The organism is Streptomyces coeruleofuscus, assembly GCF_039532725.1.
GTDB lineage: Bacteria > Actinomycetota > Actinomycetes > Streptomycetales > Streptomycetaceae > Streptomyces > Streptomyces coeruleofuscus.
Genome location: NZ_BAAASE010000003.1, coordinates 271,048 through 294,430, shown reverse-complemented (window position 1 = coordinate 294,430; position 23,383 = coordinate 271,048). Strand labels below are relative to the sequence as shown.

Here is a 23,383-nt window from a genome sequence, read left to right as displayed (position 1 = left end):
GGTTTACGTGCGGCGCCGGACGTGCAGGACCCACCTGAGAAACACACCCGGGGAGGGAACCATGGGCGTCACGCTCGCCAAGGGAGGCAACGTCTCCCTGTCCAAGGCCGCACCGAACCTCACTCAGGTGGTGATCGGGCTCGGCTGGGACGCACGCTCGACCACCGGAGCCCCGTTCGACCTCGACGCCAGCGCGCTGATGTGCAGCGGCGGGCGGGTGCTCGGGGACGAGTGGTTCGTGTTCTACAACCAGCTCAAGAGCCCGGACGGTTCCGTGGAGCACACCGGTGACAACCTCACCGGCGAGGGCGACGGCGACGACGAGTCGCTCCTGATCGACCTCTCCAAGGTGCCGCCCCACTGCGACAAGATCGTCTTTCCCGTCTCCATCCACATGGCCGACGAACGCGGCCAGACCTTCGGACAGGTCAGCAATGCCTTCATCCGTGTGGTGAACCAGGCGGACGGCCAGGAACTCGCCCGCTACGACCTCAGCGAGGACGCCTCCACGGAGACCGCGATGATCTTCGGCGAGGTCTATCGCTACCAGAGCGAGTGGAAGTTCAGGGCCGTCGGGCAGGGGTACGCGTCGGGGCTGCGGGGCATCGCACTGGACTTCGGGGTCAACGTCACGTAACGCGATATGAGCAAAACCCGGGGCCCCGTGGGGTGCGAAGGGTGGCCGACTAGACTTCGGCTTCAAAAGTTCGTAAAGCCGGGTACGGCACGGGAGAGACCCGTACACACACGATTGGGTAGCCAGTGCTTCTGAAAACCTTCGGGTGGTCGTTCGCGGTCACCGCGCTCGGCCTGGTCGCAGCGGTCCTCTACGGAGGGTGGGCCGCCCTCGGGCTCGTAGCGATCCTGTCCGTCCTCGAGATCTCGCTGTCCTTCGACAACGCGGTGGTCAACGCCGGAATCCTGAAGAAGATGAGTGCCTTCTGGCAGAAAATCTTCCTCACGATCGGCATCCTGATCGCCGTGTTCGGCATGCGGCTGGTCTTCCCCGTCGTGATCGTTGCTCTCAGCGCGCAGCTCGGGCCGATCGAGGCCGTCGACCTCGCGCTCACCGACAAGGACCAGTACCAGCAGCTCGTGACGGACGCCCACCCGGCGATCGCCGCCTTCGGCGGTATGTTCCTGCTGATGATCTTCCTCGACTTCATCTTCGAGGACCGGGACATCAAGTGGCTCGGGTGGCTGGAGCGCCCGCTGGCCAAGCTCGGCAAAGTCGACATGCTGTCGGTCTGCATCGCGCTGATCGTCCTGCTGATCTCGGCGATGACCTTCGCGACCCACGCCCACCAGCACGGCGGCACGCACGTCGACAAGGCGGAGACGGTTCTGCTCTCCGGTATCGGCGGCCTGATCACCTACATGATCGTCGGCGGTCTCTCCGGCTACTTCGAGGACAAGCTCGAAGAGGAGGAGGAACGCGAACACGAGCAGGAGGAAGAGGCCGTCCGCTCCGGCAAGCCGCGCTCCGCGGTCGTCGTGGCCGGTAAAGCCGCGTTCTTCATGTTCCTCTACCTGGAGGTCCTGGACGCGTCCTTCTCCTTCGACGGCGTCATCGGCGCCTTCGCCATCACCAACGACATCGTCCTGATGGCCCTCGGCCTCGGCATCGGTGCCATGTACGTCCGGTCGCTCACGGTCTACCTCGTTCGCGAGGGCACCCTCGACGACTACGTCTACCTGGAGCACGGCGCGCACTACGCGATCGGCGCGCTCGCCATGATTCTGCTCGTCACCATCCGGTACGAGATCAACGAGTTCATCACCGGCTCGGTCGGCGTCATCCTGATCGCCTGGTCCTTCTGGTCCTCCGTCCGCCGCAACCGTGCCCTGGCGGCGGCAGAGGGCAACGCGGGCTCGGACGACAAGACCGAGGTCTCGTCCGGGGTGTGACAACCCTCCGGGTGAGGAACGCTCTGTGCGGGGCGGCCACCGAGGCGAGTCCTCGGCGGCCGCCCCGTCGGTCGTCAAGGGCCGCGGGTACGGCGAGAACCCGCGGCCCCCAAGTCAAGGTGGGGGCGGAATGGGCCTGTTCGACGGACTCCGGCGCGGGCGCGATGTGCAGTTCGACTCGGGGCACGCGGCAACCAACGCGATCGAACTGACCAAGCGGCGCGCGCAGATATCACTCACCAAACAGAGTGCGGCCACCGGCCATCTCCGAGTCAACCTGAGCTGGCGGATGCGCACCTCCGACATCGGCGGCCCGCAGCGCGAGAGTCTGCTGCGGCACCCCTTCAGGGCCCTCAAACCGCCGGAGGTCATCGGCCACAGCCAGAGCGTGGTCAACGTCGACCTCGACCTGGGCTGTCTGTACGAACTCCAGGACGGCAGCAAGGGGGTCGTCCAGCCCCTCGGCGGCTACTTCGGCGACGTCAACGCCGCGCCGTTCGTCAAGCTCAGCGGCGACGACCGCTTCGGCTCCGCGTCCGGCGAGACGATGTACATCAACCTCGACCACCGCGACAGCATCAAGCGGCTCCTGGTCTTCGTCTACATCTACGACGCGACACCCGCCTTCGACCGCGCCCACGCCATCGTCACGCTCTACCCGAGCAACGGCCCCCGCATCGAGATCCACCTCGACGAACGCCAGCCGCAGGCCCGCTCCTGCGCCGTCGTGATGATCGAAAAGGTCAAGGACGAGATCATCGTGCGCCGCGAGGCGAAATTCGTCTACGGCTTCCAGGCCGAGCTGGACCGGTTGTACGGGTGGGGGCTCCAGTGGGGCCGCGGCTACAAGACGAAGGTCGAGCGCTGACGGCCGGGCTGAGGGCCGGGCTGAGGGCCGGGCCCTCGCGGGTGCCGGCCCTCCCTGGCTCCGTCTAACGTCCGATGAACTGCGGGCCCTGCGGGGGCAGGCGGAAGTCCGGGTCGGGGGCCGCGGCGGCGACCGGCTCCGGGTAGCCGTAGCCGGACTGCGCCCCCGTGACGCCCGCCGTCGCCGGCGCCTGCGGGTAGCCGTAGGCGGGCTGGCTGGTGGGATGCGGGTAGCCGTACGCCGGCTGGGTCGCCGGGGGCTGCTGGGGCGGGTATCCGTACCCCGGCTGCGTGGGCACCGCGGTCGGCTGCTCCGGCGGCAGCGGCCGGGACACCTCGGGGGCGGGCTGGGCGGGGGCCGAGGTCGTGGGCTGGGCCGGGTCGGCGGTCGCGGGCCGGTCCGCGCCGACCGCGGCCGGCTGCCCCGACGTCTCCTCCATCGCCTCCGACTCGTCCACCGAGATGCCGTAGTCGGTCGCGAGCCCCTGAAGCCCGTTCGAGTAGCCCTCGCCCAGCGCCCGGAACTTCCAGCCCTCCCCGCGCCGGTACAGCTCGCCGCAGATCAGCGCCGTCTCCTCGCCCGTCTCCGGCTTGACGTCGAAGTACGCCAGCGCCTCAGCGCCGGAGCCCGCCGCGTCGTACAGCAGAATGCGCAGGGCCCGTACGTGGTCGAACGTGACGCCGTCCGCCGAAGCGACCAGCAGGATCCGGCTGACTCCCGACTCGACACCGGCGAGATCTGTCTGGATCGTGTCGGTCAGGCCCTCGGCGACCCGCTTCTTGCCGAGCCGCCACACCTTCCCGGAAGGGTGCCGGGGCTGGTTGTAGAAGACGAAGTCCTCGTCGGAGCGCACACGACCGTCGGGGCCGAGGAGCAGCGCGGAGGCGTCGACGTCCGGAACCCCCTGCCCGGATGTCCAGCGCAGCACGGCGCGTACCGTGGTGACTTCCAGCGGGACGTTCGACCCCTTCAGCATCGCGTGCGTCATGCGGTCATCCTGCCTTCTCGGTCCTGCTCACGACAACGCGGGGGCCCGTGGCGCCACGAGCGGCGCCGACGGCCCTCGCCGACTACCGTCGACATGGTCGGGCCCGGCTGTGCTTGCCCGCGTTACCTGAAATTCATGCCCGACGGGAACCTCTGCCATGGACATCTACGTACTATTACCGGCCAGCTTTCGACGATTCGCAGGTCGCACAACCATCACGGGGGAGTTCCATGCGTCATTTCGGGCACATCGCCCCTGAGGTGCGGAAGCGTCTCTTCCACCGAGAGCCGTGCACGTTCACCGCGGATTCGCCGGCCTGGCTGCTCTCGGCCGCCCTGGGCGCCACGCTCTACAGCCCGGCCACCCGGGAACGCCTCGCCGACGACATCCTCAAGCAGGCCGGTCGCGGTGTGGTCTCGATGGTCCTGTGCCTGGAGGACTCGATCGACGACGCGGACGTCGGCCCGGGCGAGGAGAACCTCGTCCGCCAGCTCACGACCCTCGCCGGCCTCCCGGGCGCGGACCTGCCGCTGCTCTTCATCCGGGTTCGCGCCCCCGAGCAGATCCCCGACCTGGTGCGACGCCTCGGGCCCGCCGTCCGGCTGCTGTCCGGATTCGTACTGCCGAAGTTCACCGAGGAACGCGGCATCCCGTTCCTCGAGGCGCTGGCGACCGCCGAGGCCGAGAGCGGCCGTCGCCTTTTCGCCATGCCGGTGCTGGAGTCGCCCGAGCTGCTCTACCGCGAGTCGCGCGTGCCGACCCTGGAGGGCATCTCCCGGGCGGTCGACAAGTACCGCGACCGGGTGCTCGCCCTGCGCCTCGGCGTGACGGACTTCTGCTCCTCGTACGGACTGCGCAGAGGCCCCGACATGACGGCCTACGACGTGCAGATCGTCGCCTCCGTGATCGCCGACGTGGTGAACATGCTGGGCCGCGCCGACGGGACCGGCTTCACCGTGACCGGGCCGGTGTGGGAGTACTTCCGGGTCCAGGAGCGCATGTTCAAGCCGCAGCTGCGGCAGAGCCCCTTCCTGGAGGTGCAGGCCGCGGAGCTGCGCGAGAAGCTGATTGAGCACGCCATGGACGGCCTGCTCAGGGAGATCTCCCTGGACCAGGCCAACGGACTGCTGGGCAAGACCTGTATCCACCCCTCGCACGTGCTGCCCGTGCACGCCCTGTCGGTCGTCAGCCACGAGGAGTTCTCGGACGCCCAGGACATCCTGCGCCCCGAGCGCGGCGGCGGGGGTGTGCTGAGGTCGGCGTACACGAACAAGATGAACGAGGTGAAGCCGCATCGGGCCTGGGCCGAGCGGACGCTGCTGCGTGCCGAGGTTTTCGGCGTGGCGAACGAGGACATCGGCTTCGTGGAACTGCTCGCGGCCGGCCTGGGCGACTGAGCGCACGGCTTCCGAGGAACGCAGACCCGCCGGGGAGACCGGCGGCTTCGACGCAGGGAATTCATGGAGAAGGCAGTGAACGAGGGGGTGCGCCACCAGGTGCGCGACGGCGACGGCGACGGCGATGAAGTGCGGCGGTCCGGGACGGCCGGAGGCGCCGAAGGCATCTGGTCGGGCAGCTGGGTCGCCGAGCGGCTCGGCGTCGAGCTCGTCGGCGGCGACCGGCTGACCGACCTGCTGGGGCTGGCGCTGCGCCGCAACCCCAAGCGGGCCCACCTGCTCGTGTCGAACGTGCTGGGCAAGCACGTCCCGCAGTCCCCGTCCGTGGTCTACGGCTACGGCTTCGAGCTGGGCCGCCGCGTTCGTGACCTGCTGGGCGCCGACGAGGCGCGCCGCGCGGTCGTCCTCGGCTACGCGGAGACCGCGACCGGCCTCGGCCACTCCGTCGCCGACGGTCTGGGCCTCGCCCCCTACCTGCACTCCACCCGCCGCCCCGTCGCCGGTCTCGCCCCGGCCGGCGGCTTCGAGGAGGCCCACTCGCACGCGACCTCGCACCTGCTGCTGCCGGAGGATCCCGCGCTGCTCACCGGTGACGGGCCGCTGGTCCTGGTCGACGACGAGTTCTCCACGGGGAACACGGTGCTCAACACCGTCCGGGATCTTCATGGGCGGTATCCGCGGCGGCGGTACGTCGTGGTGGCGCTGGTGGACATGCGGTCGCCGTCCGATGCGGGCCGCCTCGCGGATTTCGCCGGGGAGATCGGCGCGCGGGTGGATCTCGTGGCAGCGGCTTCGGGGACCGTGCGGCTGCCCGAGGGGGTGCTGGAGAAGGGGCAGGAGCTGGTGGCGCGGTACGAGGCGGAGAGTGCCGTGACGGGTGATCGGCCGTCAGCGGCAGCGTCGTGGCCGGTCGCGCAGTTCCCCGCGCCCCTTGAGGGCGAGGCAGGCGCCGCGGGCCTCGAAGGCGACGGTCGGACCACCCCCTCAGGGGCGCGGGGAACTGCGCGAACAGCCCCCGCCGGCCCGCAGCCGGACGACAACCGCGCCCAGCCCCACATCAGCCGCATAGACCTGCGCTGGCCCGATGGCCTGCCCGACGGTGGCCGGCACGGGTTCACTCCCGCGCACCGGGAGCGCCTGGAGGCCGCCCTGCCCGGCATGGCCGCCCGCCTCGCAGAAGCCCTCCCGGCCGACGCACGCCGCGTCCTCGTCCTCGGCTTCGAAGAGCTGATGTACGCGCCGCTGAGGCTGGGCCGAGAGCTGGAGCGGGTGACGGACGCCGAGGTGCGCTACTCCACCACCACCCGCTCGCCCGTCCTGGCCGTCGACGACCCCGGCTACGCGATACGCACCCGCCTGGTCTTCCCCGCCCACGACGACCCCGCCGACGGCCCCGGTGAGCGGTACGCCTACAACGTCGCCGGCGCCGGCTTCGACGCGGTGATCGCCGTCGTCGACTCGGCCGCGGACACGCCCTCGCTGCACGCGTCCGACGGCCTGCTGGCCCAGCTCGCCGCGCACACGCCGCAGGTCCTCCTCGCCGTCGTACCGTCCTACGCCCCCGAGACCCCGCACGCCCCCGAAAGGCCCTCGATGCTGCCCGAGCCCCTCCGCGGCCCCGCCTTCTCCTCGTACGCGCCCGAGGAGGTCGGCTGGCTGCTCCAGGACCTCTCGGACGTGACGCTGGAGGCGCCGACCGAGGAGCGTGAGGAGGCCATCCAGAGCGGCGGCGCGCACTACGCCGAGTCGCTGCCCGTGGAGTACCAGCCGACCGAGCAGTACCAGGAGCTGTTCCACGCCGCGCTGGCGGACTCGGCGGCCCGCATCGCCCAGGCGGTCGGCGTCGTCACCGAGACGGTCCTCGCGGAGCGGTCCCCGCGCCCCGTCCTGGTCTCCCTGGCCCGCGCCGGCACCCCCGTCGGCATCCTGATGCGCCGCTGGGCCCAGCACCGGCACGGGCTCGACCTGCCGCACTACGCCGTGTCGATCGTCCGCGGCCGCGGCATCGACGCCAACGCGCTGCGCTGGCTCGCCGAGCACTACGACCCCCGGGACGTCGTCTTCGTCGACGGCTGGACCGGCAAGGGCGCCATCACCCGCGAACTCGCCCAGGCCCTGGAGGAGTTCGAGAAGTCCGACGGCATCACCGGCTTCGACCCCGAGATCGCGGTCCTGGCCGACCCCGGCTCCTGCGTACGGACCTACGGCACCCGCGAGGACTTCCTCATCCCCTCCGCCTGCCTCAACTCGACCGTGTCCGGCCTGATCTCGCGGACCGTCCTGCGGGCGGACCTGGTCGGACCGCACGACTTCCACGGCGCCAAGTTCTACCGCGAACTCGCCGCCACCGACGTCTCGGTGACCTTCCTGGACGCCGTCTCCGCCCGCTTTGCCGAGGTCGCCGACGCGGCCTGCGCCCAGGCCAAGGAACTGCTCGCCGCCGACCGCTCGCCCACCTGGGAGGGCTGGGCCGCCGTCGAGCGCATCAGTGAGGAGTACGGCATCCACGACGTGAACCTCGTCAAGCCCGGCGTCGGCGAGACCACCCGCGTGATGCTGCGCCGCGTGCCCTGGAAGGTCCTGGCACGCGCCGGGGCGGGCAGCGACCTCGACCACGTACGCCTGCTGGCCGGGCAACGCGGCGTCCCCGTCGAGGAGGTGGCCGACCTGCCCTACACCTGTGTCGGGCTCATCCACCCCAAGTACACCCGGGGCGCGACCGGCGCCGACGGCAAGGCGGTGACGGTCTGATGCCCGCACTCGTCGCGAGCGACCTCGATCGCACCCTGATCTACTCCGCCGCGGCTCTCGCGCTGACCATGCCGGACGCCCGGGCGCCCCGGCTGCTGTGCGTGGAGGTGCACGAGAGCAGACCGCTGTCGTACATGACGGAGACGGCGGCCCAGCTCCTCACGGACCTGGGTGACACGGCCGTGTTCGTGCCGACGACGACCCGTACGCGCAAGCAGTACCTGCGCATCAACCTGCCGGGCCCCGCGCCCACCTACGCGATCTGCGCGAACGGCGGCCACATCCTGGTGGACGGCGTGTCCGACCCCGACTGGCACGCACAGGTGACCGCGCGGCTGGCCGACCAGTGCGCGCCCCTGGCCGAGGTGCAGGAACACCTGCTGAGGGCCGCCGACCCGGTCTGGGTGCGCAAGCACCGCGTCGCCGACGACCTCTTCGCCTACCTCGTCGTCGAGCGTGAACTGCTCGACGAGGACTGGGTGAAGGAACTGGCGGTCTGGGCGGAGAACCGCGGCTGGACCGTGTCCCTCCAGGGCCGCAAGATCTACGCCGTGCCCAAGCCGCTCACCAAGAGCGCGGCGATGCGCGAGGTCGCCCGCCGGACCGGGGCCGATCTCACGCTCGCCGCGGGTGACTCCCTGCTCGACACCGACCTGCTCCTCGCGGCGGACCAGGGCTGGCGGCCCGGCCACGGGGAGCTGGCCGACGCCGGCTTCGCGGCTCCCTCGATCAGGGTGCTTCCCGACCGGGGTGTCCTCGCCGGGGAGCGGATCCTGCGGGAGTTTCTGGAGGCAGTACGGGGCGCCTGAGAACTCGGGTGTCCTGGTCGTCGTGCGGGTGCGGCTTCGTCGTGGCCGATCGCGCCCCGCGGCGGAGCCGCTGATCGACAGGGCCCCGCGCCCCTGCGGGGCGCTTCACCTTGGAGCGTCGTAGGAGCCGGACTCCGGCGAAGACAACCACCGCCAGGGCCGCCACGGCGAGGACCACCCTGGAGTAGGTCGAGACGATGTCCGACACCTGGTGCCAGTTCGCGCCGAGGAAGTAGCCCGCCAGCACGAACGCCGTGTTCCAGATCGCGCTGCCCAGCGTCGTCAGCCCCAGGAACACCGGCAGGCGCATGCGCTCCACACCCGCCGGCACGGAGATCAGGCTGCGGAAGATCGGGATCATCCGGCCGAAGAACACCGCCTTGGTGCCGTGCCGCAGGAACCACGCCTCCGTCCGCTCGATGTCGGAGACCTTCACCAACGGCAGCCGGGCCGCCATCGCCACCGTCCGGTCACGGCCGAGCAGCGCGCCGATGCCGTACAACGCGAGGGCGCCGATCACCGAGCCGGCCGTCGTCCACAGCAGGACCTCGAGCAGGCCCATCCGCCCGCTGCTCGCGGCGAACCCGGCCAGCGGCAGGATCACCTCGCTGGGCAGCGGCGGGAACAGGTTCTCCAAGGCGATGGCGAGACCGGCGCCAGGCGCGCCCAGGGCGTCCATCAGGTCGTTGACCCACTGCGGTCCCGTGTCCGCTGCGATGGCTGTCATGCCGCCACGCTAGGAAACCCAAGCTGAAGGACTGCTGAGGAAAGCGTCAGCCGCAGCAGCCGCCACCGCAGCAGCCGCCCCCACCGCCACCGCCTCCGCCACCCGCGCCGGGTGCCGGGGCGGCGGCCGAGCCGCCCACCGCGACGGCGGAGAGGAGCTTCACCGTGTCGTCGTGACCGGAGGGGCAGGCCGCGGGAGCGGAGGACTCCGCCATGGGACGGCTGAGTTCGAAGGTGTCGCCGCAGGTCCGGCAGCGGTACTCGTAGCGAGGCATGCGCACAGGTTAACCGGGACGGTCAATGGCCGGCGGCCCCGCGCTCGTCGCGGATCAGGGACACCACGCGGGACACGGCCCGGCGTACGGCTTCCGTTTCCGTGAGGAAGTGCCAGTAGTCGGGGTGGCGGCCGTCGAGGGTGGCGATGGCGCGTTCCAGGCGGGACACCGCGTCGTCCAGAGGGCGGGCGTGGCGCGGGTCGGGGGTGTTGCGGCCGGCCATGGCGAGGCGCTGGGCGTCGCGGATGGCGAAGCGGGTGCGGTCGATCTCCTGCTGGGGGTCCTTCTGCACGGCGTTCAGGCGGTGCAGGCGGTCACCGGCGGCCGAGACGGCCTCGTCGGTGCTGTTCAGGAGGGCTCGTACGGTCGACAGCAGGGCCGTGGCGTCGGCCCAGCGCTGTTCGTCGCGGGCGGTGTGGGCCTCGGCCAGTTTCGTCTCGGCCCGGCGTACGTTCTCGGCGGCGACGTCGGGGACGCGTTGCAGGTCCTGCCAGCAGGCCACGGTGAAGCGGCGGCGCAGTTCGCTCAGGATCGGATCGACCTGCTCGGAGCGGGTGGTGAGGGCCTGGGCGCGGGTGCGCAGGGAGACGAGCCGGTGATCGATCTCGGCGGCGCGCTCCGGCAGCCGCTCGGCCTCCACGCGGACCGCCTCGGCCCCGCGCGTGACCCGCTCGGCCCGCTCCAGGGTCTGCGGCACGCCGTGCTGCCCGGCGCCCTGGTTCAGCTTGGTGAGCTCGGGGGAGAGGGCGGCGAGACGGGCGGCGAGGTCGTCGGCCTTCAGCCCGGTCGCCCGTACGGAGTCGAGGGCGTTGGAGGCGGCGAGCAGGGCCTGGCGCGCGCGCTCGACCGCGGGGGCGAGGCGGGCCAGCTGGGTCTCGGCCTTGCCGAGCAGCGGGCCGAGGCCGTCGGTGAACCGGTCCAGCTCCTGCTTGACCCGGCCGAGTTCCTCCTTGGCGGCGGTCAGCTCGGTGCGGGCGCGCGCGGCGGCCGAGGCCTCCAGGTCGTCGCGGTCGAGGTCATGGGCGTCGACGGCGCTGATGTACTGGTGGCTGGCCTCGTCGATGCGCCGGCCGAGCGCGTCGAAGTCGGCGACGGCCCGCCGGGCGGCCGGGGAGTCGTCGACGGCGGTGATCGTCTCGATCGAGATGCGCAGGTCGCGCTGCGCGGTGTCGAGTTCGTAGAAGGCGGCCGCGGCGGCGTCCTTCGCGGCCTGTGCCTCGGCCCGCTGGCTCTCGGCCCGACCGCCGAACCAGCGCCGGGTGCCCCCTCCCGCGAAGGCGGCGGGCAGCGCCAGAGCGGCCAGCAGGGGCAGTGCCATCAGGGTGAGCGCGTCCCCGAGCGGGCCGGGGGTACGGGGAAGGCGGCGGCGCGGGCGGTGAGCGCGCGGCACCGACGGCGAGTACGGCTGCGCTGGAGTCGCCGTCACATCCCTCTCCCGTGCTGTGGTCCACCCTGCCCGGTGTCATTCTCCCACCGGTTAAGGACGAACACACGGGCCGGTTAGTTCGCTGTTCGGACCGTCACTTTGCCGTCGCCGGTGTGGGCGGACACCACATGGGAGCTGCTCTCGTCGCGGGGGACGGACACATCCACGCCGCCGTCACCGGTCTCGGTGGTCACGTTGTAGGCGGCCTTGGGCACCGCGATGGTCACGGAACCGTCGCCGCTGCGGGACTCCACGCGGTCCGGTAAGGAGCCGAGCTCCAGGCGGACCGAACCGTCGCCGGTGTGGGTGCGCACGTCACGGGAGGAGACGTTCGCCCGGATGGAGCCGTCGCCGGTGCGCATCCGCAGAGGGCCGGTGGTGTCGCTGACGCGAATGGATCCGTCGCCGGTGCGCAGCTCCAGGGGGCCGGTGGTGTCGGTGACGCGGACGGAGCCGTCGCCCGTGCGGATGCTCAGGGGGTCCCGGAAGCCGCGGGCGCGCACGCTGCCGTCGCCGTCCCGCACCTTCACGGTGACGCCCCGGGGCACCTCGATGCGGTGCTTGGCCGAGCAGTCGGCGACGACGCCGGAGCACTTCAGCCGCAGCACCAGCCGGTCGTCCCGCATGGACCAGGTGACCTTTGGTTCCTCGCCGACGACGACCGAGCCCTGGAACCACCGGGTGACCTCGATCCTGCCCGCCGGGTTCTTCTCGGCGGCGACGATTTCGAGGGCCGAGTCGTCGGAGTCGACGGTGAGCGTGCGGCTCCGGAGGTCGAAGGACCGGCGATCGGGTTCCTTGTCGTCCCCGGCGGACGCGCCGCACGCGCCGAGACCGGCGACGAGCACCACGACGGCACCGGCGACGGCGACCGCGCGGGCGGGGACTGGGCGGGTGCTGCCGGTGGTCCTGTTGCTGGTGCCGGCGGTGCCTGTGGTGCGAGTGCTGCGGGCCATGACGATCTCCCCCTGGACGGACGACGAGCGCTCTGCGGCGCTCTACGACCGTATGGATCCAGGGCCCGCCGGGGGATCCGGGCCGCTCCCGGATCGAAGGTGGGGCTAGCCCCCGGACCGACCCACGGATACGGGTTTGCGGGACCGTGCCCCAGGCAATGTAGGCTGTCGACTCGTCCTGGGCGCATGGCCCGGGAGCCGGGTGCGTAGCTCAGGGGTAGAGCGCCTGCCTTACAAGCAGGATGTCGGCGGTTCGAAACCGTCCGCGCCCACCGGTATCAAGCAGCGGGTCAGAGGCCTTTCGGAGACATCTCCGGGGGCCTCTTTTGTGATCAGCGTCCTCGTCGTCCAGGCGGTAGAGCCTGAATCCCCGGTAACGACGCCCACAGGTGTCGCTACCGGTAGCCTTCCCGGATCCTGGGCGGAGATCAGTAGTTCGCGTTGGCGAGCAGTTCGCCGTCCTTGTCGTACACGGTCACGAGGCCGTTCCTGGACTCGTAGCACGACGTGAACGCGGAGGCGATGAGCTTGCCCTCGCCCTGGTGCGGGCCCATCAGGCCGCCGGTGAAGTCGGTGAAGACCTCTGCGGAGTCGAGGATGTCGTTGCGCTTGTCCGCACCGGTCACCTTGGTGACGTGTTCGACCGCGGCCTTCTCGGTGTCCGTGCCGTTCTTGGCGACGCAGGCTCGGAACTGCTCAGCCTGGGGCTTGTCGTCGGCCGGCTCGGCCTTCTTGGGCTTGCTGTCGGCGGTGACGGCCTTGTCCTTGCTCGAAGCGTCGTCGCTGTCGGCGCTTCCGCCGCTCGTGGCGACGCCGGCGATCACGAAGAGGGCGATGACGCCCGCACAGCCCAGACCTGCGATCTTGCCGACGCTGCGCTTCTTCGGCGGCTGAGGCGCCGGCGCGCCGTACCCCGGCTGCTGGGGCGGGTGCGGCTGGTTCGGCTGCTGTGGGTGCTGCTGGGTCATGGGTTCCTCTCGAGGTCATTCGTGGCGTGCGGGTGTATGACCTGGGGAGGAGATGTGCAGTTGTAGAAGGCTGAATGAGTTCACTCGACCGGGTCGCTGCTGGTCGCACGCCTGGCGAGGGGCCGCATGTGTGTCCGACGTGCCGGCTCGTCAGAAGCACCCCGGGCCCGCATCGGCCCGGGGCGCTTCTCGATCTCCGTCAGTCCCCGTCGGTCCCCTCCGGCGGAGCCTCGTGCGCGTGTTTCAGCGCCGAGCGGGCCCACACCCGCTCGGGACCGGTGAGTTCGGACCAGTAGCGGTGCGTGCTGACGAACACCGCGAGCTCGTGTTCACGCCGTCGGAGCTTCTCGACCTCGGCCTGTTCGTCGGCTGTCCAGCCGGGGGAGGCGGGGCGCTCCACCTTGCGCCAGCCGTTGTCGTCGCTGAAGCCGTCCAGTGGTTCCACCGACCAGGGGAGGCGCTTCAGCAGGGCCGACAGTTCGGCCCGGACCTGATGGAGTTCCTCCTGACCGGCGAGGAGGTCACTCGGAAAGTCATAGGTCGTTGCCACGGCCCAATGATACGCCTGTTCGAATTGGGTGGGCGAGTTCGCTCCCGTAGTTCATGCGAACAAGTGTTCCTGGTTCGTTCCCTGTGGAGGGGCGCAGGGGCCAGACTGGGGGCATGTGCCGGAGTATCAAGACTCTTCGTCCGCCCGCGATGCCCGAAGAGGCCACGGAGGCGGACATTCGGGCTGCCGCGTTGCAGTACGTGCGGAAGGTGTCGGGTTTCCGCGCCCCCGCCGCTCACAACCAGGAGGTGTTCGACCGCGCCGTGGAAGCCGTCGCGCAGGCCACGGTCGAGTTGCTGGACGGGCTGGAGATCCGGGGTGCCGGTGCCCAGCGGGCAAGCTAGCACCGCCTGACAGACACTCAGGTTGCCTCCGAGCGCCCAGGCCCTACGACGCCCGCGGCTCCCTGCGCATCAGGTACGCCGCCCCCGCCCCGGCTCCGAACAGCGCCCCCACCGACACCACCGTCCCCAGCCAGCTCGCGCCCAGCCAGTGGGCGCCGAAGTAGCCGAGGGCGACGCTGTAGATGGCCCAGGTGAGGCCCGCCAGGGCCGACCAGGGGAGGAAGTCGCGGGCGCGGTGGTGTGCGGCGCCCGCGCCGAGGGAGACGACCGAGCGGCCGGCGGGTGCGAAGCGGGCCAGGACGACGAGGGCGCCGCCGCCCCGCGCGAGGGCCGCGCCAAGACGTTTCTGCGCGGTGGTCAGACGCCGGGAGCGGGAGATCGCCCGGTCCAGACGGTCGCCGCCGCGCCAGGCGAGGCGGTAGGCGGCCAGGTCGCCCAGGACGGAGGCGGTGGCCGCGCAGAGGATCAGCGTCAGGATGTCGGGCACGTCGGCCGCCGAACCCGCGGCCGCCGCCGTCGCCGCCGTGATCACCAGGACGCCGCTGGGCAGCACCGGCAGGAACACATCGAGCAGGACCGACAGGGCCACCGCCGCGTAGATCCATGGGCTGCCGAACAGCCACCCCACGTGCTCCAGCACCGCAACTCCCCGTTGGTCCCCCGTGGGCCAGACCGTGCCGCGGTGGCGCGGCGGAGCGGCAGGAGTGGCCGATGACAGCCATACAGCGTACGCCTGGGGTGTGACGGGCGGTTCACGGGGGGCTCGTACGTTCGGTACCGAGTGTTCACCTCGTCCCGAGTCGTCACCGGCTGCCGTATCCCGGCGTACACGTCAGAGCGGCGCCTCCCCGTGGTCAAGGGGAGGCGCCGCTCCGTCCGGCGCTGTCCGGGCGGGTCAGGCCGCCACCGGGGTGTGGTCCGTGGACTGCCGTCCCTGTGCCGACGTGCGCTTGGCCAGCAGCCGGTCCACGCCGAACGCACCGGAGCCCGTGAAGATCAGCAGGAACATGGACCAGCAGTACAAGGCCGCGCCCTCGCCGCTGTTCTCGATCGGCCACAGGCCCTGCGGCTGGTGGACCTTGAAGTACGCGTACGCCATCGCGCCGGAGGCGATGAACGCCGCGGCGCGGGTGCCCAGGCCGAGCAGCACCAGGATGCCGCCGACGAGTTCGATGACGGCCGCGTACCAGTTCGGCCAGGCGCCGGTCGCAGCGGTGCCGCCCTTGCCGTCCACCCCTCCGAGGACTCCGAAGAGTGCGACGGCGCCGTGGCAGGCGAAGAGCAGGCCGATGACGATCCGGAACAGTCCGAGAGCGTACGGCTGCGCGCCATTGAGGCGTGCGGTCATGTGGGGGTCTCCTTCGGTCGGCCGGCCAGGGGAGGGCCGGTCGGGGGACAGAACCGATGAGTAACCCACGTTAGGTGTGCCTAATAGATGCTTGCAAGTTCAACATTTGGCCACTGGTTTACCTCCAGTTGGGCCGCACTTTCCGCCACAACCGCACGTAGAGCCGCTCTCGCCACCGCATCCGCGTCCGAAAGCATGACCGAATCCACACCTGGGCGAGCTCCCGCGGCCGTCACCCAGTGCACGCCCTCCGTGGGAACCCCGAAGGCGAACCGCCTTGGATGCGGGGCTCCTTGACGGTCTATCAGATGATAAGGGCGTGGCGTCACGTCCAACCCCCCTGTCTCATAACCGTCGACGGTGTGCGGACGGCACTGCCCGGTCCGCAGCAGCCCCGCGAGGAGGCCGTCGGCTGTTTTCCGCAGGTCGGTTTCCGGCAGCCGTGCCTCTATGAGGGTTCTCACACGGACGACAGAACCCGGCACGTCGGGCGAGTGCGCCGCCCAGGCCCCGTCCGCTTCCGTCACCTTCAGGCGTGGCCCGAGCACGCGCACCACCCCCGCCTCCACCAGGGCCACCAACTCCTCGATGCGGCGCCGGGGCGGGCCGATGGACAGGAAGGCGTTGAGCGGGGTGTACCAGCGGTCCAGGTGGTCCCGGCGGGAGCCGCCGGGGAGGCCGCCGTGGTCGACGATCAGCCGGAGCTCGTTGCGCAGGTCGCGCAACACGTCCAGGGCCGCCTTCAGCGGGCCGCGCACATTGCCCAGGGCGGCCTGCGCGGCGTCCTCGCGCAGATGTGACAGCAGCCAGTCACGCCACTCGCCGGGATGCGCGAAGTCCCGCCCGGCATACGGCCGGGAGATCCGCTCCCAGGACCAGCGGTCGGCGTCCGCCACGCCGAACTCGCCCAGGAGCACCGCCTCTCCGGGATCGCCGTGCGGTACGGCCAGGAAGCGATCGGTGAACTCCCGGCACCGTCGCGCGGAGGCTCCCGCCCGCCGGAGCAGCGCCGCGCAGTACACCGTCTCCACCTCCTTCGCGACCAACGGCCATATCTCCGCAAGGAAGTCGGGCGCCTCCCCGGAGTCGGCGCGCTTGCGGAAGCCCGCGATCACGTCCGGTGTGAGGACCAGCGGGTCGTGGCGGCCGAACGCCCCCTTCGCGTTGTCACCGCGGGCCTGGTACGGGATGCCGCGCCGCGAACCGGCGTACAGCCGCGGCTCACGGCCGGAGCGGACATAGCGCAGGCCCTGGGCGTCCCGTACGAAACGGCCGCCGCGGCCGGTCGTCAACAGGGCCGTGTGGTCGAAGAAGTTGAGGCCGAGGCCGCGCAGCAGGACGGGTTCGCCGGGCGGAACGGAGGACAGGTCGAGGTCGGCCGGGTTGGCGGGCGGGACGTGGCGCAGGCCGTGCCGCGCCGCGTGGTCCGCCAGGCGCCGCCGGCCCGGGTCGGCGGTCGTCGGCAGGTGCCCCTGGGCCAGGACCACGGAGGACAGGCCGGTCAGGGTGCGGCCGTCGGAGAGGGTGAGGGCCTGGTGGCCGCCAGGGGTGTCGTCGAGCCGTACCGCGCGGGCCCGGTGCGTCTCGACGCGGACGGTCGCCGGCGCCTCCCGTACGACCTGTGCGAACACCCACTCCAGGTAACGGCCGTAGTCCGCCCGGGTCGGGTACTCGTCCGGGCCGAGCGTGCCGCGCGCCCACTCGTACAGGCTCGGGCCCGGGCGGATCGGGCCCGAGCAGTCCACGCTCTCGTCGGTGAACAGGGTCACCTGGCAGGCCACGGTGTTCATCAGCAGCTCGGGCGACTGGTCGGTACGCCAGACGCGGCCCGGGCCCGGCGGGTCCGGGTCGATCACGTGGACCGTCAGCCGGGCTCCGGGCGGGAGGAGTTCCGGGGCGGAGGCGCAGAGGCGTTCCAGGACGCTGGTCCCGCGCGGCCCGGCGCCGACCAGGGCGACGGAGAACGGTGCGGGTTCCTCGGCCGGCAGGGATCCCTCCGGCCATTCCTGCGGTGCGGGTTCCTCCGGCCATTCCCGTGGTACGGATCCCTCCGGCAGGGACTCCTCCGGTACGGATTCCTCGGTCGACGCAGACAAGGGTGGGGCTCCCGGGCGTGTGGGGCGCGTTCGGAGGTCCGCCGGTGGGGAAGCGGACGGTCCGCCTCATCATGCCGTCGCCGGAGACCGGAACCGAGTTTCGTGGCCAAGGATTGACGGTCGGTGTGGGATGCCTCACGAGCATCACGGTCACCGGGGCAAGAAAGGGTCGTAATAGGTCCGTTACGGGGCAAGCTCGGAGTCCAGGAGCGTCGTCAGGCGGGGGCCCTGTCCCTCCCGTGTCCGTGCCTGCTCCAGGCGCAGCCGTGCCGAACGGCCGCGCAGGGTCAGCGTCATCAGCTGGTTGCCGAACCAGGGGCCGCCCGTCTTGCGCCAGCCGACCGGCGGCCGGGGGAGGCGCCCGTGCCGGGCCAGGCCACGGCCGAACGCGCGCGCCACCGCGCTCCAGCCGACGCGGAAGGCCATCCGGATCGACAGGGGGACGGAGTTGTGGACGGGTGAGCAGACGAGCTGCACCACCCGGGAGTCGGGACCCGGCCCGGACCACGAGGGCTCGGCGATGTAGGCGTGGTGCACGTCCCCGGACAGCACGCACACCGTCGCCGGGGCGTCCCGCCCCGAGCCTGCCTCGGCGATCAGATCCGCCAGCCCGGCGAACGACTCGGGGAACGCCGACCAGTGCTCCAGGTCGGCGGCCCGCCGCACCTTCTCCCCGACCCGCGCCCAGCGCTCGCCCCGTTCGCCCCGGCACAGCGCCGCGTTCCAGCCCTCGGCGTCGTGCACCAGGTGCGGCAGCAGCCAGGGCAGCGAGGTGCCGAGGAGGAGGTGGTCGTACGACCCGGGGCTGTCCAGGACCTGCTCGCGCAGCCAGGCCTCCTCGCCCGGGTCGAGCATCGCGCGGCGGTCCTCGGCGAGGACCCTGGCCGCCCGGCTGTCGATCATCAGCAGGCGTACGCGCCCGAAGTCGCGCCGGTAGCTCCAGCGGGCCGTGGCCGCGTCGGCGTCGGCCCGGGCGGCGAAGGTGCGCAGCACGTCGGTGCCGTCGGGGACCTTGTGGACGCCCTCGTACACCGGGTCGGCCGCCAGTTCCTCAGGTGAGAGGTTCCCCAGGTGCTGGTGGACCCAGTACGACATCAGGCCGCTCAGCAGCCGCTCCTGCCACCAGCCGGTGGCCCGCATGTCGTCGAGCCAGGCGGCGGAGGTGTTCCAGTCGTCGATGACGTCGTGGTCGTCGAAGATCATGAAACTGGGCACGGTGGACAGCAGCCAGCGGATGCGGGAGTCGAGCCACGACTCGTAGTAGAGGTGCGTGTATTCCTCGTAGTCCGCGACCCCGTTGCCCGGCGGGTCGTTCAGATCGCGGCGGGCCGACAGCCAGCGCTGCGTCGTCTCGGAGGTCTCGTCGGCGTACACCTGGTCGCCGAGCAGCAGCAGGACGTCGGGACGCTCGCCCTCCGGGTCGGCCACGAGGCGGGTGGCCAGCGCGTCCAGGGCGTCCGGGCCCACGGGGTCGTGCCCGCCGGCCGGCGGGGCGGCCCAGCGGCAGGAGCCGAAGGCGACGCGGAGGCCGCCCTCGCTGTCCGGCGCGTGGATCGCCGACGGCGGAAAGGGGGAGTCGGGCAGGGGCCACACGGGGGTGTCGTCGAGGAGGACCTCGTACGTCGTGGACGTACCGGCCGTGAGGCCGGTCACCGGGATCAGCGCGTAGTGGTGACCCGCCACCTGGAAGGTCGGGGCCGTGCCGCCGGCGCCGTCGGCGCAGCGCACCGCGGCCGTGCACGGACGGCTCGTCTCGACCCATACGGTCGCGGACGAGCCGTCGGTGTACCTCAGCAGCGGTCCGAGCCGCAGTCCGGCCATCGTGGCCCCCTCTCCGTCGCCCCGTACGGTACGGAACGACGGAGGTCAGCGGGGAGGTTCCGACACGGAAATCGCGCGTGTCAGCAGTTCGCGAGGTAGTTCTGGAGCGCGGACTTCTCGGCCGAGTCGACCGCGAGGTCGTAGTAGTACTTCACCTGGACCCAGGCGCGGACGTAGGTGCAGCGGTACGTCGTCCGGGAGGGCATCCAGGTGGCCGGGTCCTGGTCGCCCTTGGCCTGGTTGACGTTGTCGGTGACCGCGATGAGCTGCGGGCGGGTCAGGTCGTTGGCGAAGGACTGACGGCGGGAGGTCGTCCAGGAGTCGGCGCCGGAGTCCCAGGCCTCGGCCAGCGGGACGAGGTGGTCGATGTCGACGTCGGAGGCGGCGGACCAGGTGGCGCCGTCGTAGACGGAGTACCAGCTGCCGCTGGTGGCGGCGCAGGAGGAGTCCTGCTGGACGTTCGAGCCGTCGCGCTTGAGGACGACCTCGCGGGTGTTGCAGGAGCCGGACTGGGTGATCCAGTGCGGGAAGAGGTCGCGGTTGTAGCCGGTGCGGTCCTCGGGGGCCACGGTGAGCGAGGCGAGGTAGGAGCGGGCGGTGGCCCCGCTGACGGGGGTGGGCAGGGCGGCGGAGGCGGCCGGGCCGTTGAGAAGGCCGGCCGAGGCTATGAGACCGGTGAGGCCCGCGAGTATGCTGAGCCGTCGACGCGCGTAGAACTTCGGCATGCGAACTCCCTTGAGGGGTGGGGGCGTTGGGCTGCGAGCGAGGGAATGCTCGTCGCGCCGTGTTGCGGGGAGGTGTGCGCCCGGTGAGAAGTTAGTGACGCGTGCATGACATGACAAGCTTTAAGGCGGAACTTTTCGCTCCAGGGGTGTCGCGTACGATGGACGGCGCAGAAGGGGAGTAGCTCTTCGCCGGACCGTCGACACACTGCTCAGCCCGCCTGAGCCGGCGCCCGGAGGCAGGTCCTACTGGTCCGTCCAGGGGCCCCGCCAGCGAGACCTTCGGCAAGCAGTGCACGCCCGTGCCCCACGCACGGGTGCCGAGTGTGCTGCCGTGCCGAGGTGTCGTGTGTGAAGATCCAGCACTCTCGGTGGGGCAGCCCCGACCGATTGAGGAACCCTTGATCAGCCTGACCGTGACGGCCGTCGTCTTCGGCGTCGTCTTTCTCGCCGAGCTGCCGGACAAGACCGCCCTGGCCGGCCTCGTCCTCGGCACCCGCTATCGCGCCTCCTACGTCTTCGCCGGTGTCGCCGCCGCGTTCGCGCTGCATGTCGCGCTCGCCGTCGCGGCGGGCAGCGTGCTCACGCTGCTGCCGCAGCAGATCGTGCAGGCGCTGACGGGCGTGCTCTTCCTGGGCGGGGCCGCGGTCCTGCTGCTGAAGAAGGGCGAGGACGAGGAAGAGGTCCGCAAGCCGGAGAACCAGTCCTTCTGGAAGGTCTCGGGCGCGGGGTTCATGCTCATCCTGGTCGCCGAGTTCGGCGATCTCACGCAGATCATGACCGCGAACCTGGCCGCCCGCTACGACGACCCGCTCTCCGTCGGCCTGGGCGCGGTGCTCGCGCTGTGGGCGGTGGCCGGGATCGGCATCGTCGGCGGAAAGGCGCTGATGAAGAAGGTGCCGCTGCGGCTGATCACGCAGATCGCGGCGCTGGTGATGCTCGCTCTCGGGGTGTGGAGCCTGTGGGAGGCCGTGACCGGGTGAGCCGGGGCGACCGGGTGAGCCGGGGTGAGCTGAACGGTGGGTGAACGTCTGCGGTGGGCCCTGGCGCTATCCGGGGATGTTTTGTACCGTGGAGAAACAAAGTGGCTCTCGCCCGTTTTCCCTGACCGGCGGGCGGGGCCGCCTTGTTCCTCCGGGGGCTGCCGTGTGCCCTCGTCCGAGCCCTGAGCCTTGGAGCTGCCGATGACGGCCACCGCCGTGCTCACCGCCCGCGCCCTCCTGCTGGACATGGACGGCACTCTCGTCAACTCCGACGCCTCGGTCGAACGCGTCTGGCGGCGCTGGTCCGAGCGGCACGGGCTCGACGGGGACGAGGTCATGAAGGTCGTCCACGGACGGCAGGGATACGCGTCGATGGCGCTGCTGCTGCCCGGCCGGCCGATGGAGCAGAACTACGCGGACAACGCCCGGATGCTCGCCGAGGAGACGGCCGACACCGAGGGTGTCGTCCCGATCCCCGGAGCGCCGGAGTTCCTCGCCTCGCTGCGGGGGCTGCCGCACGCGCTCGTTACCTCCGCCGACGTTCCGCTCTCGACGGCGCGGATGGCCGCGGCCGGGCTGGAGCTGCCCGAGGTGCGGGTGACCGCGGAGTCCGTCGGGGCGAGCAAGCCCGACCCCGAGGGCTTCCTGAAGGGCGCCGCCGAGCTGGGTGTGGCGCCCGCGGACTGTGTGGTGTTCGAGGACTCCGGGGCCGGGATAGCGGCCGGGCGCTCCGCCGGGATGACGGTGGTCGGGGTCGGGCCCCGGGCCGCGTCCCACGCGCCGGACGTGGTGGTGGACGACCTCACGCAGGTGCGCGTGGAGGCCGCGGGGGACGGGACGATCCGCCTGCATATCGGATGACGGATGTATATCGGGTGACGGACGCTACGGTCATCAGGGGTCGGGTCGGTCAGACGTGGGCGGCGATGGTGCGCGCACACACCAGGGACTCGGTGTGTGTGGTGTCCACCTCCAGGTCGTAGCTCACGCCCTCGTGCACCACGTGTGCCTGTGAGGCGGCCATGCCCCGGACCCGGTCGCCCCGGGCGGTCTCACGCCCCGCGGCGACCGCGCTGTCGCACCTGACGCCGACCCACAGCACGTCGAGTCCGTCCAGGGCCTTCTGCCAGCGCTGTTGGGAGTGCGGTCCACCGAGGAAGACGTCGTCGACGACGATCCTGGCGCCGGCACGGGCCATCGCGGCGATGCCCTCGGTCCAGGCCGCGTCCAGGGCGCGGAACTCCGCGCCCACGCTCACCCCGCCGTCCGCGGCGAAGCTGATCCCTCCCTCCGAGCCCTGCATCTTCGCGGGCAGCGCATCGACGAACGAGTCGACGCCGAAGGCCAGCCACGGGTCCGGCAGCACCTCTTGCAGGCACCGTACGATCCCGGACTTGCCGGAGCTCGAACCGCCGTTGAGAACGATCACCTGAGTAGTCACGGCGTCACAGTAGGGCGCTCCAGCCGGTCACGGCTCCTTGGTTTCCGACTCCAGCTTGGCCCGCGTCTCCCGGTCGTAGACGCCGAGATCGTCGGTCTGGATGCCGCGTGACCACTGGTAGGTGCGGACGGCCTCCTCGAGCCGGCTGTCGTAGTCGCCGTCGGTGTCCTCGTCGTACAGGGACAACTGGCGCAGCCGGAGCTGGAGTTCGGTGACCTCCGGGCCGCGGTCGCCCGGGCGCAGGACGGTGGGGCCGCTGTTCTGGCGGGATCGGTCCGGGGGCGCGTCTTCCGGGCTGGCCGGGGCGGACGTCCGGGATGCCGACGGGGTGGCCGACTGCGACGGGCTCGGCGAGGCGCTCGGCGTGGACGGCGACGGGGAGGCCGAGGGGCTCCGGGTGGCCGACGGCGGCGGTAAGGCGGGGGCGGGTGGCGCGGCCTGGGTGCTCTCCGCCGGCGGCTTGGACGCCGCGCTGCTCGACGGGGCGTCCGGCACACTCGCCCGGAGGTCGTCCGGCAGCGCGCTGTTCCGGGACGGCGCCTCGTAGGAGAACATCCCGCTCGCGTACCCGGCCGCGGCCACCACGGCGACACAGGCCCCGGCGGCCGTGGCGAGCAGCGCGTTGCGCCGCCGACGCCGGGGCCTCCGGCCGGACTCGTCCGCTTCCGGCCTGCCCCGGTCCGGTCGTCCCGTGCTGTCGAAGAGCCGCAGATCGGTGACGCTGGGCTCGGTCGCCGCGGGGGCCAGCGGCGTGGGCAGGACGGAGGTGTCCGGCGAGGCCGGCAGTACGGAAGTGTCGGGCGAGGCCGGCAGCACGGTGGTCGCGTCCGGGTCGACCGGGCGCAGGGGCATGGTGGTGTCGGCGGGGGAGGGCGGTGGTGCGGCACCTTCGGCGCGCGGGGCTTGCCCGGGGTTCGTCACGGACCGTCGCGGGGCGTCGTCGGGCGCCCATGCGGGGCCGTCGGTGTGCGGGGGCTGCGCCGGGTGGGCCTGAGGCGGTCGGGGA

At 71.5% G+C, this 23,383-nt stretch carries 23 protein-coding genes and 1 tRNA gene; 10 read left to right on the top strand and 14 right to left on the bottom strand.

What is annotated here, in order from left to right:
- Positions 1-61: 61 nt before the first annotated feature.
- The 3 genes from ABFX81_RS12590 (at position 62) to ABFX81_RS12580 (ending at position 2,776) form a co-directional block, all read left to right on the top strand.
- Complete coding sequence (locus ABFX81_RS12590) at positions 62-637, top strand: TerD family protein (protein WP_086839198.1); 576 nt, start codon at positions 62-64, stop codon at positions 635-637.
- Between the two features lie 125 nt (positions 638-762).
- Positions 763-1,908, top strand: a complete 1,146-nt coding sequence (locus ABFX81_RS12585; RefSeq protein WP_086839196.1) for a DUF475 domain-containing protein — start codon at positions 763-765, stop codon at positions 1,906-1,908.
- Between the two features lie 130 nt (positions 1,909-2,038).
- On the top strand, positions 2,039-2,776 hold the full coding sequence (locus tag ABFX81_RS12580; RefSeq protein WP_086855661.1) for a Tellurium resistance: 738 nt from the start codon (positions 2,039-2,041) through the stop codon (positions 2,774-2,776).
- Between the two features lie 64 nt (positions 2,777-2,840).
- Here ABFX81_RS12580 and ABFX81_RS12575 read toward each other — a convergent pair whose 3' ends face one another.
- A complete protein-coding gene (locus ABFX81_RS12575; protein ID WP_346138062.1) occupies positions 2,841-3,764 on the bottom strand; it encodes a TerD family protein in 924 nt (307 codons plus the stop codon).
- Between the two features lie 230 nt (positions 3,765-3,994).
- Between ABFX81_RS12575 and ABFX81_RS12570 the strand changes: the two genes are divergently transcribed.
- From ABFX81_RS12570 to ABFX81_RS12560, 3 genes are all read left to right on the top strand, one after another.
- The gene (locus tag ABFX81_RS12570; protein ID WP_086852739.1) at positions 3,995-5,161 is read left to right on the top strand and encodes an HpcH/HpaI aldolase/citrate lyase family protein; all 1,167 of its coding nucleotides are present in this window, start codon (positions 3,995-3,997) and stop codon (positions 5,159-5,161) included.
- Positions 5,162-5,224: 63 nt separating this feature from the next.
- Positions 5,225-7,912, top strand: coding sequence for a phosphoribosyltransferase (locus tag ABFX81_RS12565; protein WP_346138061.1), 2,688 nt, complete (start codon positions 5,225-5,227; stop codon positions 7,910-7,912).
- Positions 7,912-8,721, top strand: a complete 810-nt coding sequence (locus tag ABFX81_RS12560; RefSeq protein WP_086852737.1) for an HAD family hydrolase — start codon at positions 7,912-7,914, stop codon at positions 8,719-8,721. Before ABFX81_RS12565 ends, ABFX81_RS12560 begins: the two co-directional genes overlap by 1 nt.
- Here ABFX81_RS12560 and ABFX81_RS12555 read toward each other — a convergent pair.
- From ABFX81_RS12555 to ABFX81_RS12540, 4 genes are all read right to left on the bottom strand, one after another.
- Positions 8,642-9,448, bottom strand: a complete 807-nt coding sequence (locus ABFX81_RS12555) for a VTT domain-containing protein (protein ID WP_086852735.1) — start codon at positions 9,446-9,448, stop codon at positions 8,642-8,644. The two genes, ABFX81_RS12560 and ABFX81_RS12555, sit on opposite strands and share 80 nt — an antisense overlap.
- A gap of 46 nt (positions 9,449-9,494) precedes the next feature.
- Complete coding sequence (locus ABFX81_RS12550) at positions 9,495-9,722, bottom strand: FmdB family zinc ribbon protein (RefSeq protein ID WP_086852733.1); 228 nt, start codon at positions 9,720-9,722, stop codon at positions 9,495-9,497.
- A gap of 22 nt (positions 9,723-9,744) precedes the next feature.
- Positions 9,745-11,148, bottom strand: a complete 1,404-nt coding sequence (locus ABFX81_RS12545) for a coiled-coil domain-containing protein (RefSeq protein WP_086852731.1) — start codon at positions 11,146-11,148, stop codon at positions 9,745-9,747.
- 74 nt (positions 11,149-11,222) lie between these two features.
- A complete protein-coding gene (locus ABFX81_RS12540) occupies positions 11,223-12,104 on the bottom strand; it encodes a DUF4097 family beta strand repeat-containing protein (protein WP_086852728.1) in 882 nt (293 codons plus the stop codon).
- A gap of 200 nt (positions 12,105-12,304) precedes the next feature.
- Between ABFX81_RS12540 and ABFX81_RS12535 the strand changes: the two genes are divergently transcribed.
- Positions 12,305-12,376: transfer RNA gene (locus ABFX81_RS12535), tRNA-Val, on the top strand.
- Positions 12,377-12,532: 156 nt separating this feature from the next.
- On the opposite strand, the gene ABFX81_RS12530 is transcribed toward ABFX81_RS12535, so the two are convergent.
- Complete coding sequence (locus ABFX81_RS12530; protein WP_086852725.1) at positions 12,533-13,072, bottom strand: hypothetical protein; 540 nt, start codon at positions 13,070-13,072, stop codon at positions 12,533-12,535.
- Positions 13,073-13,271: 199 nt separating this feature from the next.
- The gene (locus tag ABFX81_RS12525; protein ID WP_086852723.1) at positions 13,272-13,622 is read right to left on the bottom strand and encodes a hypothetical protein; all 351 of its coding nucleotides are present in this window, start codon (positions 13,620-13,622) and stop codon (positions 13,272-13,274) included.
- 113 nt (positions 13,623-13,735) lie between these two features.
- Between ABFX81_RS12525 and ABFX81_RS12520 the strand changes: the two genes are divergently transcribed.
- Entirely contained in the window at positions 13,736-13,966 is a 231-nt protein-coding gene (locus ABFX81_RS12520) for a DUF2277 family protein (RefSeq protein ID WP_086852720.1), read from the top strand.
- A gap of 43 nt (positions 13,967-14,009) precedes the next feature.
- Here ABFX81_RS12520 and ABFX81_RS12515 read toward each other — a convergent pair whose 3' ends face one another.
- The 5 genes from ABFX81_RS12515 to ABFX81_RS12495 form a co-directional block, all read right to left on the bottom strand.
- Positions 14,010-14,606, bottom strand: coding sequence for a DedA family protein (locus ABFX81_RS12515; protein WP_346138060.1), 597 nt, complete (start codon positions 14,604-14,606; stop codon positions 14,010-14,012).
- 255 nt (positions 14,607-14,861) lie between these two features.
- Positions 14,862-15,314, bottom strand: a complete 453-nt coding sequence (locus tag ABFX81_RS12510) for a DoxX family membrane protein (RefSeq protein ID WP_086855570.1) — start codon at positions 15,312-15,314, stop codon at positions 14,862-14,864.
- Between the two features lie 80 nt (positions 15,315-15,394).
- A complete protein-coding gene (locus ABFX81_RS12505) occupies positions 15,395-17,302 on the bottom strand; it encodes an FAD/NAD(P)-binding protein (protein ID WP_346138191.1) in 1,908 nt (635 codons plus the stop codon).
- A 291-nt stretch (positions 17,303-17,593) separates the two neighbouring features.
- Entirely contained in the window at positions 17,594-19,231 is a 1,638-nt protein-coding gene (locus tag ABFX81_RS12500) for a DUF7800 domain-containing protein (RefSeq protein ID WP_086854955.1), read from the bottom strand.
- An 80-nt stretch (positions 19,232-19,311) separates the two neighbouring features.
- Positions 19,312-19,956 (bottom strand): GmrSD restriction endonuclease domain-containing protein, encoded by a 645-nt coding sequence (locus tag ABFX81_RS12495; RefSeq protein ID WP_086854954.1) that lies wholly within the window; start codon positions 19,954-19,956, stop codon positions 19,312-19,314.
- 398 nt (positions 19,957-20,354) lie between these two features.
- Here ABFX81_RS12495 and ABFX81_RS12490 point away from each other — a divergent pair, with 398 nt between their 5' ends.
- The gene (locus tag ABFX81_RS12490; RefSeq protein WP_086604837.1) at positions 20,355-20,936 is read left to right on the top strand and encodes a TMEM165/GDT1 family protein; all 582 of its coding nucleotides are present in this window, start codon (positions 20,355-20,357) and stop codon (positions 20,934-20,936) included.
- Positions 20,937-21,137: 201 nt separating this feature from the next.
- Positions 21,138-21,797: an HAD-IA family hydrolase gene (locus ABFX81_RS12485; RefSeq protein ID WP_086854953.1), complete on the top strand. Its 660-nt coding sequence runs from the start codon at positions 21,138-21,140 to the stop codon at positions 21,795-21,797.
- A 49-nt stretch (positions 21,798-21,846) separates the two neighbouring features.
- Here ABFX81_RS12485 and cpt read toward each other — a convergent pair whose 3' ends face one another.
- Positions 21,847-22,377 (bottom strand): chloramphenicol phosphotransferase CPT, encoded by a 531-nt coding sequence (cpt, locus tag ABFX81_RS12480; RefSeq protein ID WP_086854952.1) that lies wholly within the window; start codon positions 22,375-22,377, stop codon positions 21,847-21,849.
- 27 nt (positions 22,378-22,404) lie between these two features.
- Positions 22,405-23,298, bottom strand: coding sequence for a peptidoglycan-binding domain-containing protein (locus ABFX81_RS12475; protein ID WP_346138059.1), 894 nt, complete (start codon positions 23,296-23,298; stop codon positions 22,405-22,407).
- Positions 23,299-23,383: the final 85 nt, after the last annotated feature.